Origin of the sequence: Alcanivorax sp. VBW004 (assembly GCF_009718865.1) — a bacterium.
In the GTDB taxonomy this organism is placed as follows: domain Bacteria; phylum Pseudomonadota; class Gammaproteobacteria; order Pseudomonadales; family Alcanivoracaceae; genus Alcanivorax.
In genome coordinates this window covers 2,627,375-2,641,743 of record NZ_WNHC01000001.1, presented here as the reverse complement: position 1 = coordinate 2,641,743, position 14,369 = coordinate 2,627,375, and the positions used below count along the sequence as shown (strand labels likewise).

The following is a 14,369-nucleotide window of genomic DNA, read 5'->3' as shown; positions in this document are numbered from 1 at the left end:
GGCGATGAGAAAACTGGTGCACATAGCTTATGGCGTGCTGGCACACCAGAAAGAATATGAACCACAACCCACTTGAGAGGGTTGTGGTTCATTCAGAGAGACGGTATCTACATAATGAGCAAGCTGTTACTGAGTATCGCCCTTTTCTGACAACGATCACGCACTATTGGGCCAGCCGCGCTAACGCTTCGCGCAGGGCATCAGGAATGGCTACAGGCCGCCCTGTTGCTCGATTCACGAACACGTGTACCACAAAGCCCGTAGCCTTCGCCGGGCCTTCACTGCCAAACAGTGCCAATCCATAGCGCACAGAACTGTTTCCCAGCTTGTCCACCTTCATCCCCACCACCAATGATTCCGGATAGGCTGCCGCTTCCAGATAGTCACAACCGGAGCTGACCACATAGGCGATGTGCTCCCCTTCGTGGATATCCAGTCCGCCTTCGTCGACCAGGTAGCGGTTGATGGTGGAATCAAAATAGCTGTAATACACCACGTTGTTGATGTGGCCGTAGATATCGTTATCGCTCCAGCGACTATCCACCGGGCAAAGGTAGCCGTACTCCTCACGCTGAGGGCGGCTCGGTTTATCACTACTCATTCGTGTTATTTCCTGAAGTGCTGCATATCACCTGTTGCGTCTCTTGATCAATACACTGCCTTGTAAATATTCAGGGCATCCGCCTCCGTCACTTCACGGGGGTTATTCACCAGTAGCCGTTGCTGCAGCATGGCATCCGAGGCCAGGGTTTCCAGGCTGTCTTCGGTGACCCCGGCATCGCGCAGGCGTACCGGCAGGCCCACCTCACGGATCAGCGACTCCAGCGCCGCAACCAATACTCCCGCGCCATCTTCATGGTCAGCAAAGGGGCGGTCACTGAGAATCGGCGCCAGTTCAGCATAGAGCGGCGCCGCCTTGGGCAAATTGAAACGCAGCACTTCCGGCAACACCAGAGAGTTGCTCAAGCCATGTGGGATGTGAAAATGCCCTCCCAGAGGGTAAGCCAGCGCGTGCACTGCCGCTACCGGGGCATTGGCAAAGGCTTGCCCCGCCATCATTGCACCCAGCAGGCAAGCTTCCCGGGCAACCAGATTACTGCCCTCCTTCACTGCCGTAGCCAGATTGCCCCCCAGCAGGCGCAGCGCTTCACGGGCCAGCATGTCGGAGTACGGGTTTTTCTTGTGCGCACTGGTATACGCCTCGATGGCATGCACCATGGCATCCACGCCGGTTGCGGCAGTCACATGAGGCGGTAGCCCCAGGGTCAGCTCGGCGTCCAGCACAGCCAGATCCGGCAACAACGACGGCGCCACAACGCCCGCCTTGGTGGTCGCACCGGTCGTCACGATTGCCACCGGCGTCACTTCAGAGCCGGTACCAGCAGTCGTCGGCACCTGCACCAACGGCAGTCGCGGCCCCGTTGCCAGGCCAACGCCGTAGATATCGGACAATTGCTGGCTGGCCTTGGGGTGTGACAGCAAAGCGACCAACTTGGCCACATCCATGGACGAGCCACCGCCAAAACCGATCACCAGGTCCGCCCCGGCGTCCCTGGCACTGGCTGCTGCCTCCAGCACCACCGAGTCTGCAGGGTCCGCAGTCACCTGGTCGAAAAGCGTCAACGGCATGTTGGCGCTGCGAAAGCTCTCTTCCACCGGCCCCAGCAAGGGGGTGCTGCGAATCCCCGGATCGGTGACCAGCATGACCCGGGTTGCGCCCAGCTGCTGGCACAGCTCAGGCAAACGGGTTGCGGCACCCGCTTCCACCAACACACGGTGCGTGGTGGCAAATTCAAACCCCACCATGGTGTCTCTCCATCGAAATTTGGAATGTGATTTTATGCTAGCACAGCTGACCATGGGCATAGGTGCCAATCCCCACGGATTTAACGCCAAAAGTGTATCTGTTTATCAATAAAAAACGCGCCCGAAGGCGCGTTCTGTGTCGTTCTGATAGGCCCGATCAGCCAATAAAATAACTGCTCGCCTTGGCATTGATCTGGTCACTGACATACTTGGCCAGCGCCTGCACCGTCCATTGGGGTGGCGCGCTCATCGGTTCGGGGATCAGGCTGGCATCCGCCACGAACAGCCCCGCAGTGCCATGGACTTCGCCATTGGGCGCCACCACGGAGTCATAGCTGTCGGCGCCCATACGGCATGTGCCGTGGGGGCTGAAACTGTTGGAGCGAAAGGTGTACATGCCCTTGATGCCATAATCCACTTGCGCCAGTTTTTCATCCAGGCTGAATACAGAGTCTACTTCCAGACTCTGGAAGGTCGGCATGAACACTTTCTCGGCGCCACCGGAAAAGAAGATCCGTGCGGCCAGCGCCGCCGATGCCTTCATGTTCTCAAATTCTTCCCGGTTGGGGTTCCAGTGAATGGTCTTGCCGCCGGTATAGGCGTCGCCATCCCACTGCACATACCCCCGGCCCAGATCGGTGCTGAAAGCGTTCACTCCAGCGTAGTATTTGTAGTCCTTCATGAAATCGATATGCGCCTTGCCGGCCTTCATATCGCCTTGCGCCATGAGGGACTCCGGCTCAGCCAGCCCCGAGAAAATGGTGTAGCCGTCCGTGCGGGTAAACTCATCCACCTGCACCCCGACCAGGGCACCACGGAACCCGTACAGCGGCTCCTTGAATTTCCCCATCACCTGGGTGAACGGCTGGATGGACAAGTTACGGCCCAGTTGCCCGCTGCGGTCTGCAATTTCACTGCGCTGCATGATCAACGGGCTGTGAATGGCCCCCGCCGCCAACACCACCAAATCCGCATCCACCTGCATGTCTGCCACATGGGCACCGCTGTCCGGGTCGGTCACGCGGGCTTCCACCCCGCTAGCCCGGCCGTTTCGGGTGCGCACTTTTACCACTTCCGTATCCGAGAAAATCCGTGCGCCATGCGCCGCCGCCCAGGGCAGATGGGTGACCAGGGAACTCATTTTCCGATCCGACGGGCATCCCGCCAGACAATGCCCGGTAAGCGCGCATTGCTTCACATTGCGCTGCGCCGGCTTCCAGGAAAACTGCATTTTCTCGCAGCCCTGAATCACCTTGTGGGCGCAGGCATTGATTTCGTGGGCTTCGTTGATGTGAATCTGTAGCTGGTCGGCCACGGTATCCAGATAAGGGCGAAATTTTTCCGCAGACAAATTCTCCAGCCCGTACTTGCTGGCCCAGCCATCGAGCACCTCATCACCAGGCTTCTCCATAACGCAGGCACCAATAACGGTGGAACCGCCCACGCAGGCACCCTGCACAAAGATGATATCCGCAGTGGTATTTACCTGGCCCACCTGATCCTGATAAATCTTGGTCATGGTGTCACCCAGGTGCTCGGTGAATTGCGAGCTTGGGTAGTAACGACCGGATTCCAGCACCAGCACATCCCGCCCGGCCTTGGCCATTTCATAGGCCACCATGGCACCGGCGGCTCCGGAGCCCACCACCACCACATCGGTTTTCAGTGTGAATCGCTTACCCAGGCTGGCATCCAGTGCCACGTCTTTTGCCTGGGTGACAGGAACCCCGTCCCGGGCTACTCGTACAAACGCCATTATTATTCTCCGCCCTTACGCCCGTGGTAACGGGGCATTCCCCAATCGTCGTACACCCCACAACTCCGTCACCGGCCCGTGATATTCCAGACCCGGCCAGGTGCGCTCGTCACGCCAGTAGTTCAATGCCACCAACGCTTTCAGGGTGGTCATCAGCCCGCGTTCAAAGAACGAGCCTTCCTGCATGGCATCCACATAAGCCAGTGCCTTGTCATCAGGCAAACGGGTAAAACGGCTGAATTTGAAACTGACCATGGGTCGGTTGTTGAACACCCAGATTCCCAGCCCCAGCAATTCGCGGGTCTGCGGCGGCATTCGCTGGGCCATGGCATCCACGTTTTTTATGGTGGGTACGACATCCGTACTGGAGGGCAACCCATAACGATCAGCGGGGATCATCACCTCGGTCAGGCGGGTGATCACCTCGACTTCGTCGTCATTGAGGCTGTGATATTCGAGGGTTTCCGGTGCCTCACGGCGGCCGAACAGACTGGAACAGCCCGTGGTGAAGGCGGCACCCGCCAGCACACTGGTGCGCAGAAATCCGCGGCGGCTCAGTGGCTCTAGGCCACCCAGAAAGCCGGGCAGCGGCGCACGGTTATTATTCTTCATTCAGACCCTCTCCTGGGCAGGCCTGTTTTTCGTTCAGGCCCTTGTTGTTATTGGTGGAGCGGTATTTGCCATCGTTATTATTCCTTGAGTCTATAACAAACCGTTACAAACGCCAAAGCCCCCGGCGCAACCGGGGGTGGGCGTTATGATCAAGCGGGACGACGTGATTACGAAGGGCTGGGCTGCGGGCATCCCTGCCCGCTGTTTTCACGCCATTTGCCGGGCAATTCGGGTAGCCAGCGCATACACCGTGATCTGCGGATTGACGATAATGGAGGTGGGTAGCAAGCTGGCGTCAGCCACGTACAGCCCGGGAACATCGTGGCTCTGGCCATCGCTGCCTACCACGCTATGGTCCGGGTCCGCCCCCATTCGGCAGGTGCCCTGGGGGTGATAACTGACCATACGCAGGTGCTGCGGCAGGTTTTCCAGCGTATCGACCATCTCATCGATATCTGCCTCACTGCGAATCACCCGGTTATCGCTGGCGGGAACATAAACCTCTTCGGCACCCGACGCCAGATGCAGACGCGCAGCCGCTTTCAGCGCTCGCTGCATGGAGGGAAAATCCATGTCGCTGAGCTGGTAGTTGATCTTCTTGCGCTCGCCGTCCCACTCAATGGTGCCCACATTGTGGTCGTGGATCAGCGTGACCAACCCGCCCAGGTACTTGGCATCGGCCATGTAATCCATGAACGGTTTGCCGGTGCCCGGTTCCGCCGCCATGGTCAGCTCCACCAGCCCGGCGCCGCCGTCTTCCAGCACGAAACCGCCTTTATCAGGATGCATGAACTCATCCACATACACACCGAGCATGGCGCCACGCCAGGGATAAACCGGCTCTGGATAGCGGGCGGGAACGTACAATGACGGGTGACAGGCGAAGTTCTTTCCCACCTGCCCGGACCGGTTACCCAGTCCGCTTTTCAGCAGCAGCAGCGGGGTCTGCACCGCCCCTGCTGCGACAATCACCCGGGGCGCGGTGACGGTCATGCGCGCTGCAACAGAGCCATCACGGTGGGTTACCGTTGCCTCCACACCACTGGCCTTGCCGTTTTCGGTGAGAATGTTCTCCACGCGGGTATCCGCATAAATCTGCGCCCCGTGGGCCGCAGCCCAGGGCAAATAGGTCACCAGCATGGACTGCTTGCGCTCGGTCTTGCAGCCAGACAGGCAGTGCCCGGTCAGGCCGCACTGGCGGATATTGCGCTGCAACGGTTTCACCGACCAACCCAGGCGGTTGGCACCGGCGCGGATCAGGCGCCCGTGACGGGGAATTTCATGCTCACCGTTTTCATGGACGGCCAGGTTCTTTTCCACTTCGTCGAAATAGGGTGTCAGCTCCGCCGTGGTCAGGTCATCGAGACCAAAATCCCGCTGCCAGTCCTGCAGGATGAAATCCGGCGTACGGAAACACACACAACCATTGACCACCGTGGACCCCCCCACACAGGCGCCCTGCAGCACCAACAAATCGCCGCTGCTGTTGGTCTGGCCGCCATGGTCTTGATACAGGGTGTCCAGGCTGTCGGTGAACCGTTCGGTGAAGTCCTTTGAGGGCACATAGGCGCCAGCTTCCAGAACCACAACCTTGAAACCCCGCCGGGCCAGCTCATAGGCACTGACCGCCCCGCCCGCTCCGGAGCCGACGATCACCACATCCGCCTCAATTGTCAGCCGCTCGCCCTCGGGCTGCTTGCCCGTCAAATCACTGGCCTGGTGCACCGCAAGGCCTGTGGCCTGCCAACCTGCCGTATTGTCCGCTGTTGTTGCGATTGTGTCGTTCATGCCTGCCCCTCCGGCTGGTTGGCGCGCAGCGCATCATCGGCCGGTAACGGCGCATTGCCGAGATAGGCAAGCCCCCACTTGTCGCTGACCGGGCCATCAAAACCTGTCGGCGCCCAGGTGGCCGGCTCCTGCCAGTACGCGCTATAGGTCAGTTGCTTGATCACTGTGGCCAGGGTGCGCTGAATCACGCTGGCGCGTCCCCAACTGTCAAAATAAGCGCGCGCATCCGCGTCGGATAGATCCACAAAACGACGGCCGTGACTGAGCACCGCCGCGTTGTCGAACAAGCCCAGCCCCGTCCCCATTTCCTTGCGCGTGGCCGGGTCCAGGTTATTCAGCAGTGCCTGCACATTACGCACCACCGGCACCTGGTCACTGGGGGTCAGCGCGGTGCCTTCCACCGGCAACAACACCTGGCGGGCACGATCAAAAAGGTGATATTCCGCAGCAGAAAGCCCGGTGGCCCACTCCGGCGCAGGCTGGTTGTCCAGCGGGGAGCGGCGCAGAAAGGCAAAACCGCCGGCGGCCACGGCAGCCACACCCGCGGAACCCAGCAGGCTCCATTTCAGAAAGCGCCGTCGGGCCATGCCCTGCTGCCAGATTGCCGCCACGTTGGGGGCGGAATGGGGGCTTTTCATGGTCTGTCCTCAACACAAACAAGTCAGTGATGAAGCTACTGAAAAGCCCTTATGAAAACAATGTGTTTACCTGCACAGCCCGGTTTGACCGCACAGTACAGCCCAGCATTGGCGCGGGGTTGGGAGGAACCGTCAGGTTGGAGGTCGATCGTCGAGGGTGACTTTTGGCCCAACGGCCACCGGGTCCTGGTGGATAATCACATCCGCCATGGGAAACGCCTCCTGGATACGCGTTTCAATCCGGGTGGCCAGATCGTGGGCCTGCAGTAGGGTCAGGTTCTGATCCATATCCACATGCAGCTGGATAAACTGGGTGCGTCCGGACTGGCGGGTACGCAGATCATGGAACCCCAGCGCCTGCGGATGATCCGCCACAATCGCGGTAATCACTTCCCTCACCTCGCCGGGGATCTCCCGGTCCAGCAACAGCTGCGCAGATTCATAGGCAATATGCCAGGCGCTGAACAGAATGAAGATCGCAATCACTAGGCCCACCACGCCGTCCAGCCACAAATAGCCAAACTGGCTGACCACCAGCACGACGATGATTCCCACATTGACCGCCAGGTCCGACAGGTAGTGCAGCGAGTCAGCCTCGATGGCAGTGGAGCCGGTTTCCCGGACCACATACTTCTGGATCAACAACAAACCGAATGTCAGCACGATGGAAAACAGCATCACCGCCACGCCCGCACCGTTCTCGCTGATGGGCTGCGGGTCCATCAGCTTGGTCACGGACTGGTGAATCAGGAACACCGAAGAACCAGCAATAAAAACCGCCTGCCCCAGCCCGGCCAGCGCTTCAGCCTTGCCATGGCCGAAGCGGTGTTCTTCATCCGCGGGCACCAGAGAATAGCGAATAGCGAAAAAGTTGATCAGCGAGGCAATGGAATCCATCACCGAATCCACCAGCGAGGCCAGCAGGCTGACAGACCCGGTCATCAGCCAGGCAATGGCTTTTGCCGCAATCAGAATCAGCGCCGTCAGCACGGAGGCCAGCCCTGCCACAAGCAGCAGGCGATGTTCACGGCGATCATCACGACGCATATAAGTGTTCCGTCCAGTCAGTTAAGTCAAAGCGGCGCCGGGAAATCAGCGTTTGGGCAAATAGCCCATGGGGTCGACGGGCTTGCCGTCTTTACGGATTTCAAAATGCAGCTGAGTGCGGAAAGTGCCACTGGCCCCCATGGTGGCAACCTGTTGACCGCCCTTCACCGTATCCCCTTCCTTGACCATCATCTTATCATTATGGGCATAGGCGCTTAACCAGCGTTCGCTGTGCTTGATAATCAGCAGATTACCGTAGCCTGTCAGGCCACTGCCCCGATAAACCACTCGCCCCGGGGCCGCCGCTACCACAGGGCTGTTCCGGCGCCCGGAAATGGCGATTCCCTTGCGCCCCTGGCTGGCATTGGAAAACGATTCCACCACCTGGCCGCTGGCAGGCCAGCGCCATTCCACCGGGCCTACCGGTACAGTCGGCCTGGATGAGGGTTTGGCGGCGGGTTTTGCCGCCGGAGCAGGCTTGGAAGCGGGTTTTGATGCCGCCGGTTTGCTGGCCGGTTTGGAAGAAGACGTGGCCGGCTTGCTGGCAACCGTCGGGCTGGAAGTCTTGATGCCCAGCGAGATACGCTGGCCGGGATAGATGGTGTACGGCGCCGGAATATTGTTGGCCCGGGCCAGCGCCCGAAAATCCCAACCATAACGCCAGGCAATGGAGTACAGGGTCTCCCCTTCACGCACATGGTGGGTGCCGGAGGTAACTTTGCGCGGCTTCGGTTCCTGGCCATAAATATCCACCACCGGCGCAAAATTGCCGGCACTGCAGCCACTGACCAAAATCCAGACCATGAACGCTGCCAGTGTGCGCATCAGTGACTGTCGGTGCCTGTGTGAAGATCTACTGCCATCAACCACCCCGTTGCCAGGAAATCAGAATCCAGATTGCTCAGTAAGCGTAAACCGACCCGCAGGGCGCTATTCAGCCTTGCGGTGTCTGCGCAACATTATGCACCGGCGCCACCCGGTAAAGTAACCACACCAGCCCGGCCGCCACGGCCACCATGGTCAGAGCCAAAGGCAACTGGGCGGATTGCTCGGTAATCGCCGCATACTGTGATGGCCACAACCAGGTGTCACCCAGGCCGTGCTCACCGCTCAATCGCCAGGGCCACAATTTCAGTAATGAACCCGCCATAAAGCCGGCCAGTAACGCCATGACCGTGTCATGGAAACGATGCAGCGTCCACTTGAGCACATGCACAAAGCTCAGCAGCCCCACCGCGCATCCCGACAGAAATGCCAGCAGCAAGCCAAACTCAGCCTGCTTCACAGCTTCCAGCACAGGCTGGTACATGCCCAGTAAAAGAAGGATAAAACTGCCGGAGATGCCCGGCAGGATCATTGCGCAGATGGCCAGCATGCCACTGAAGAAAAACACCAATGCACCGCTACCGGCTGCCGACAGTGCCGGGGCCAGGCCGATGGCCACGGCCACGCCGGTGCCCAACAAAAAGGCACCTACCTGCACCGGGCCTCGCTGCTGCAAGGGTTTCAAGATCAGAATAATGCTGGCGAGAATCAAGCCACTAAAAAAGGCCCATACCGGCACCGGATGGGTATCCAGTAACCAGGTGATTAGCCGTGCCAGCACGGCAATGCTGGTGAAGATGCCGGCCAGCAAGGTGAACAGAAACGTGAGGTTGGCCTGTTGCCAGGCGGCAACGAATCCCTGTTGACGCCATACAGTGAGTAGTCGCGGGGTAATGCCGCCCAGGGTGTTGATCAGTTCTTCATAGATACCGGTGATCAGGGCCAGGGTGCCACCGGAAACGCCGGGCACCACATCAGCGGCTCCCATGGCCATGCCGCGAAAAAAAATACCGGGTCGAATCATGTTTGCGCCTCAGGCATCGCGCTGCACGCAACAACGCGATTTCGGGATGAGTGTTTGTGCACGCTGGAGTACGCGCTTCTCTAATCAGCAGAACCATTTAGACCGGGAAGCAAGCTACCACTTTCACGTTGCAACACGAGCTTGGGATTGTCTTGCCCCACTACCGAATTTCGCCCTTCAAACTGTTGTGGTGCGCGGGCAGAGCTTATTCGCTAGAACCAATTCTGATCGCGCCTTGTAGCTTGTAGCTTGAAGCTGCCTTATCGCAGCACCCCACGCTGGAACGGTACGAAACGTACCGGGTCCAGGGTCTGGGTATGAAATTGATCACCCTCACGGTCGACCACGGTGAGAATCTGCTGGCGATCACCGCCAACCGGCATCACCAGGCGGCCGCCGTCTGCCAGTTGAGACAACAAATCGTCAGGAATATCCGCACGGGCGCACGCCGCGAGAATACCATCGAACGGCGCTTCAGCCTTCCAGCCAAAACCGCCATCCGCATGCTTGAGCTGCACCTTGGCCAGCCCCAGCTGCAACAGGCGCTTGCGGGCCTGATCCTGCAGGGGACGAATGCGTTCCACCGAATACAGCTCATCACAAAATGGCGCCAACACCGAGGTTTGATAACCGCAACCAGTGCCAATTTCCAGCACCTTGCGTGGCTTCCCGTTGGCAATCAGCAGCTCGGTCATGCGGGCAACCACCCAGGGCTGGGAAATGGTTTGCCCATGACCGATCGGCAAGGCGGTATCATCATAGGCCTGATGCGCCAGGGCTTCTTCGATAAACAGGTGTCGTGGTGTATTGCGGATAGCGTCCAGTACGCGCTCGTCCTGAATACCGGCGTCACGCAGACGCTGCACTAACCGATCCCGGGTTCGCGCAGACGTCATGCCGATGCCGCTGAGTTGGATATCCATCTGTGTTCGTTTGCCTCAATGCGAGTCAATCAGCCGGTGAACTGATCAACTCTGCCATTACTGTCGTGGCAAAAGCGCCTGTGGGTAGCGTAAACGCCAGCTCCAGGCAGTCTTCCCCTTCCCGTTCCGGGTCTGTATGCCAGACCCACTGCAAGTCCCGTACCGGCAGCCTCGTGCTACGGCGGGCTTCTTCTACCTTGATCTGGCGCAGGCCCTCAATCACCGGGGCATGGGGCGCCAGTATCTGCTGCTCCAGTTTATTACAGGGGCCAGATGATGCCATGCCGGGCAGGCCGGGCAAAGGGGCGGTGGGGTGCACTTCCCCGCTCGCAACCCGTTCCACCGCATCGCAATCATCATCGGCCATAAATAATCCGCGGCTGCCTTCCGGTTGCAAAATATCGCCGGCCAGCACTCTGTTCCAGCAATCGCGACGTACCCGTTCAGCCAATACCTGATTGAACAGATTGCTGCGCACGGCGGACAACCACATGCCCCGCAGCGCTTTCTTGCGTGGTGCTTCCCCGCCCAGTAACCATTCGGTGCCACGCACCAGATTCCCGGCCCCCCGACCAAAACGCTGTTCGCCAAAATAATTCGGCACGCCTTCCGCCATGATGGTGTGCAGCTGGGTCTCCAGTGCTTCCCGGTCGCCCTGAAAAGCCGTGACGCGCAACCGAAAGTCATTGGCACGGTGGGTACCACGGTTGAGTTTGCGACGGTGACGACCGGCTTGCAGCACCGTCAGCCCTTCGGGCCAATCGAACTCCGGATCGTCCTTGCCCGGCAAATGCAGGCTGAACCATTGCCGGGTCACCGCGTGTTTATCTTTCAGGCCACTGTAGCCCACCGACAAGCGATGAACGCGAGCCTGCTTGGCAAGGAGCATGGCCACGTCTTCGGTATTCCAGCCGGTTTTTTCAATTTCCAGCCAGAGGTGTTCACCCTGGCCTTCCGGTGTCACGTGCATCTGTTCTGCGACGTAAAAATCGTCTGGCCGGGCCTTCAATACGCCCTGACACACCGGACCACCGTGGGCGCAGGGCAAGCCTTGATGAGTCATTTCGGACACGGCACTCACTGGCTCTCCAGCAACACCACGGCCTGCACCGCTATGCCTTCCTTGCGACCGGTAAAACCCAGTTTTTCCGTGGTCGTCGCCTTGACTGATACCTGGCCCGGATCACACTGCAGCAATTCGGCGATGCGCTCACGCATGCCGGCAATGTGCGGCGCCAGCTTGGGTGCCTGACAGATCACCGTCAGGTCCGCGTTGCCCAGCCGCCATCCCGCATCCAGAATCGACCCATAGATGGCACTCAGCAACTGGCCGGAATCAGCACCTTGCCATTGCGGGTCGGTGTCTGGGAAATAGTGGCCAATGTCCCCCAGCGCCAAGGCGCCAAGCAAGGCATCGGATAATGCATGCAACGCCACATCGCCATCGGAATGCGCCTTGAGCCCGTGGCTGTGGGGAATGGCAATACCGCCGAGCATGACATGATCGCCCTCATCGAAGGCATGAACGTCAAACCCCTGACCAATACGCACGCTCACCACGGTTCTCCTTCGCTGCTGTCATCACCCTGCTGCCGGCTCAGATAAAAGCGGGCCAGTGGCAGATCGTCGGGGACGGTTATCTTGATATTGTCGCTGTGACCGGCGACCAGCCCAGGCTGCCACCCGTCACGCTCCATGGCAGAGGCTTCATCGGTAATGGTGGCCAGGTCACCCTGTAGTGCAGCCAGCAGCGCCTGCGCCGGGAAGAGCTGGGGAGTCAGGGCCCGCCAGATATGCGCCCGGTCCAGCGTGGCCGCAATGTGCGTTTCCTCTACGGCCTGCTTGATGGTATCCACCACCGGCAAGGCGAGAATGGCACCCTGGGGGCCGGTTTGGTCCAGCAGACTCTGAATATCCGAGAGCCGGATCAGCGGGCGGGCCATGTCGTGCACCAGCACCCAGGCGTCGGCACCGCCCTCGTCCCGCACTGCCGCAACACCGTTGCGTACCGAATCAGCCCGGGTGTCGCCGCCGGGCACCGTCTGGATGCGCGGGTGCCGGGATACCGCCAACGTGGGCCACCAGGGGTCGTCAGCGGACACCGCCACCACCACTTTGTGGATCGGCGCGAACGAGAGCAATCGATTCAGGGTGTGTTCGGCCAGGGTTTGGCCGGCCAGGGAAAGATACTGCTTGGGAAAACCCGCGCCCATCCTGCTCCCCACCCCGGCAGCGGGAACCACGGCATACAGCGGGCCGGAAATAACAGGATTCACTCGGTGCCCCGGGGCTGTTCAAGAATCAGGAAAAACGTTTCCCCCTTGCGAACCATACCCAGGTCCTTGCGTGCGATTTCTTCCACGGCTTCCGTGCCTTGCTTCAGGTCATTCACATCGGCGGCCATCAGGCGATTGCGTTCTGCCAGCTTGGCATTGCTTTCCTTCAGCACGGCCACGTCCTTTTTCAGCGCGGCCACATGCCGAAGGCTGCCTTCACCAAACCACAACCGGACCTGCAGGCCCAAAAACAGCAGCGCCAGCAACGCCAGGGCGACTTGCCGGGCGGGTGACAGTTTCAGTGTCATCCGCTCGGCATTGCCCTTGCTGTTGCCGGCGCTGGATTTTGCCTTGGGGGCTGGCATCGCTTAGCCGAGCAGCTTGAACTCTTTACGGCCATGGTAAGCCGCACGGCCCAGTTCCTGCTCGATGCGAATCAAACGGTTGTACTTGGCAACACGGTCGGAGCGGCACAGGGAGCCGGTTTTGATCTGGCCCGCCGCCGTCGCCACGGCCAGATCAGCAATGGTGGTGTCCGCCGTTTCACCACTACGGTGGGAAATGACCGCAGTGTAACCGGCATCCTTGGCCATCTTGATGGCGTCCAGCGTCTCGGTGAGAGAACCGATCTGGTTGAACTTGATCAGAATGGAGTTGGCCACGTTCTCGTCGATACCGCGCTGAAGAATCTTGGTGTTGGTCACAAACAGATCATCGCCTACCAACTGGATTTTCTTGCCCAGTTTTTCGGTGAGGATTTTCCAGCCATCCCAGTCGGATTCGTCCATGCCATCTTCAATGGAAATGATCGGGTAACGGTCGCACAGCTCTGCCAGGTAGTCGGCAAATTCTTCGGAGCTCATGCTGCGGTCTTCACCGGCCAGCACGTACTTGCCATCCTTGTAGAATTCGCTGGCGGCGCAATCCAGCGCCAGGGTCACATCATCACCGGCCTTGTAACCGGCAATCTCGATGGCTTCCATGATGGCTTCCAGTGCCGCTTCATTGCTGGGCAGGTTCGGCGCAAAGCCGCCCTCATCACCAACCGCGGTGTTCAGGCCACGTTTCTTCAGCACCCCTTTCAACGCATGGAAGATTTCCGCCCCGTAGCGAATGGCTTCCGCCACAGTGGGCGCGCCCACCGGCTGGATCATGAATTCCTGAATATCCACGTTGTTATCGGCGTGCTCACCACCGTTGATGATGTTCATCATCGGCACGGGCAGGGAGTATTCGTTATCGTCGTCCTGCAGGTCGGAAATATACTCGTACAGGGGTTTACCCTGATCCACCGCCGCCGCCTTGGCCGCCGCCAGGGACACAGCCAGAATCGCATTGGCCCCCAGGTTCGCCTTGTTCTCGGTGCCATCGGCATCCAGCATGGCCTGGTCCAGCGCCTTCTGGTCGGAAGCGTCTTTGCCCACCAGCAATTCACGGATAGCGGAATTCACATTGCCTACCGCCTTGGTGACGCCTTTACCCAGGTAACGGGACTTGTCACCGTCACGCAGTTCCAGCGCTTCGCGGGAACCGGTGGAGGCGCCGCTGGGCGCACAGGCACTGCCACTGGCACCGGATTCGAGAACCACATCGGCTTCGATGGTCGGGTTGCCACGGGAATCCAGAATTTCGCGGGCCTTGATATCAACGATCTTGGACATGTCGATCAATCTC

At 59.5% G+C, this 14,369-nt stretch carries 15 protein-coding genes; all 15 read right to left on the bottom strand.

Translation table 11 applies throughout. The features are described 5' to 3' along the window. Nucleotides 1–163: 163 nt before the first annotated feature. Nucleotides 164–601: a thioesterase family protein gene (locus F1529_RS11965; protein ID WP_063518735.1), complete on the bottom strand. Its 438-nt coding sequence runs from the start codon at nt 599–601 to the stop codon at nt 164–166. Nucleotides 602–648: 47 nt separating this feature from the next. Next, nucleotides 649–1,806: an iron-containing alcohol dehydrogenase gene (locus F1529_RS11960; protein WP_155135017.1), complete on the bottom strand. Its 1,158-nt coding sequence runs from the start codon at nt 1,804–1,806 to the stop codon at nt 649–651. Nucleotides 1,807–1,963: 157 nt separating this feature from the next. Continuing rightward, nucleotides 1,964–3,562 (bottom strand): FAD-dependent oxidoreductase, encoded by a 1,599-nt coding sequence (locus F1529_RS11955; RefSeq protein WP_155135014.1) that lies wholly within the window; start codon nt 3,560–3,562, stop codon nt 1,964–1,966. A gap of 15 nt (nt 3,563–3,577) precedes the next feature. After that, nucleotides 3,578–4,174 (bottom strand): hypothetical protein, encoded by a 597-nt coding sequence (locus tag F1529_RS11950; RefSeq protein WP_007150876.1) that lies wholly within the window; start codon nt 4,172–4,174, stop codon nt 3,578–3,580. A gap of 207 nt (nt 4,175–4,381) precedes the next feature. Then, the gene (locus tag F1529_RS11945; protein ID WP_155135010.1) at nt 4,382–5,962 is read right to left on the bottom strand and encodes a GMC family oxidoreductase; all 1,581 of its coding nucleotides are present in this window, start codon (nt 5,960–5,962) and stop codon (nt 4,382–4,384) included. Then, nucleotides 5,959–6,600, bottom strand: a complete 642-nt coding sequence (locus F1529_RS11940) for a gluconate 2-dehydrogenase subunit 3 family protein (protein ID WP_155135008.1) — start codon at nt 6,598–6,600, stop codon at nt 5,959–5,961. The genes F1529_RS11945 and F1529_RS11940 overlap by 4 nt, the downstream gene beginning before the upstream one ends. A 132-nt stretch (nt 6,601–6,732) precedes the next feature. After that, on the bottom strand, nt 6,733–7,647 hold the full coding sequence (locus F1529_RS11935) for a cation diffusion facilitator family transporter (protein ID WP_155135005.1): 915 nt from the start codon (nt 7,645–7,647) through the stop codon (nt 6,733–6,735). A gap of 45 nt (nt 7,648–7,692) precedes the next feature. Next, entirely contained in the window at nt 7,693–8,451 is a 759-nt protein-coding gene (locus F1529_RS11930) for a peptidoglycan DD-metalloendopeptidase family protein (protein ID WP_230457778.1), read from the bottom strand. A gap of 130 nt (nt 8,452–8,581) precedes the next feature. Next, nucleotides 8,582–9,496 carry a DUF368 domain-containing protein gene (locus tag F1529_RS11925; RefSeq protein ID WP_155135002.1) on the bottom strand — a complete coding sequence of 305 codons (915 nt, stop codon included), beginning with the start codon at nt 9,494–9,496 and terminating at the stop codon, nt 8,582–8,584. Between the two features lie 260 nt (nt 9,497–9,756). Further along, entirely contained in the window at nt 9,757–10,419 is a 663-nt protein-coding gene (locus tag F1529_RS11920; protein ID WP_007149852.1) for a protein-L-isoaspartate(D-aspartate) O-methyltransferase, read from the bottom strand. A gap of 25 nt (nt 10,420–10,444) precedes the next feature. Further along, nucleotides 10,445–11,500, bottom strand: a complete 1,056-nt coding sequence (truD, locus tag F1529_RS11915) for a tRNA pseudouridine(13) synthase TruD (protein ID WP_232211661.1) — start codon at nt 11,498–11,500, stop codon at nt 10,445–10,447. Continuing rightward, nucleotides 11,497–11,979 carry a 2-C-methyl-D-erythritol 2,4-cyclodiphosphate synthase gene (ispF, locus tag F1529_RS11910; RefSeq protein WP_370457012.1) on the bottom strand — a complete coding sequence of 161 codons (483 nt, stop codon included), beginning with the start codon at nt 11,977–11,979 and terminating at the stop codon, nt 11,497–11,499. The genes truD and ispF overlap by 4 nt, the downstream gene beginning before the upstream one ends. Then, nucleotides 11,973–12,695: a 2-C-methyl-D-erythritol 4-phosphate cytidylyltransferase gene (gene ispD / locus F1529_RS11905; RefSeq protein ID WP_370457011.1), complete on the bottom strand. Its 723-nt coding sequence runs from the start codon at nt 12,693–12,695 to the stop codon at nt 11,973–11,975. Before ispD ends, ispF begins: the two co-directional genes overlap by 7 nt. Further along, nucleotides 12,692–13,060 (bottom strand): septum formation initiator family protein, encoded by a 369-nt coding sequence (locus F1529_RS11900; RefSeq protein WP_007148986.1) that lies wholly within the window; start codon nt 13,058–13,060, stop codon nt 12,692–12,694. Before F1529_RS11900 ends, ispD begins: the two co-directional genes overlap by 4 nt. A 3-nt stretch (nt 13,061–13,063) precedes the next feature. Continuing rightward, the gene (gene eno, locus F1529_RS11895; RefSeq protein WP_155135000.1) at nt 13,064–14,356 is read right to left on the bottom strand and encodes a phosphopyruvate hydratase; all 1,293 of its coding nucleotides are present in this window, start codon (nt 14,354–14,356) and stop codon (nt 13,064–13,066) included. Between the last annotated feature and the right edge of the window lie 13 nt (nt 14,357–14,369).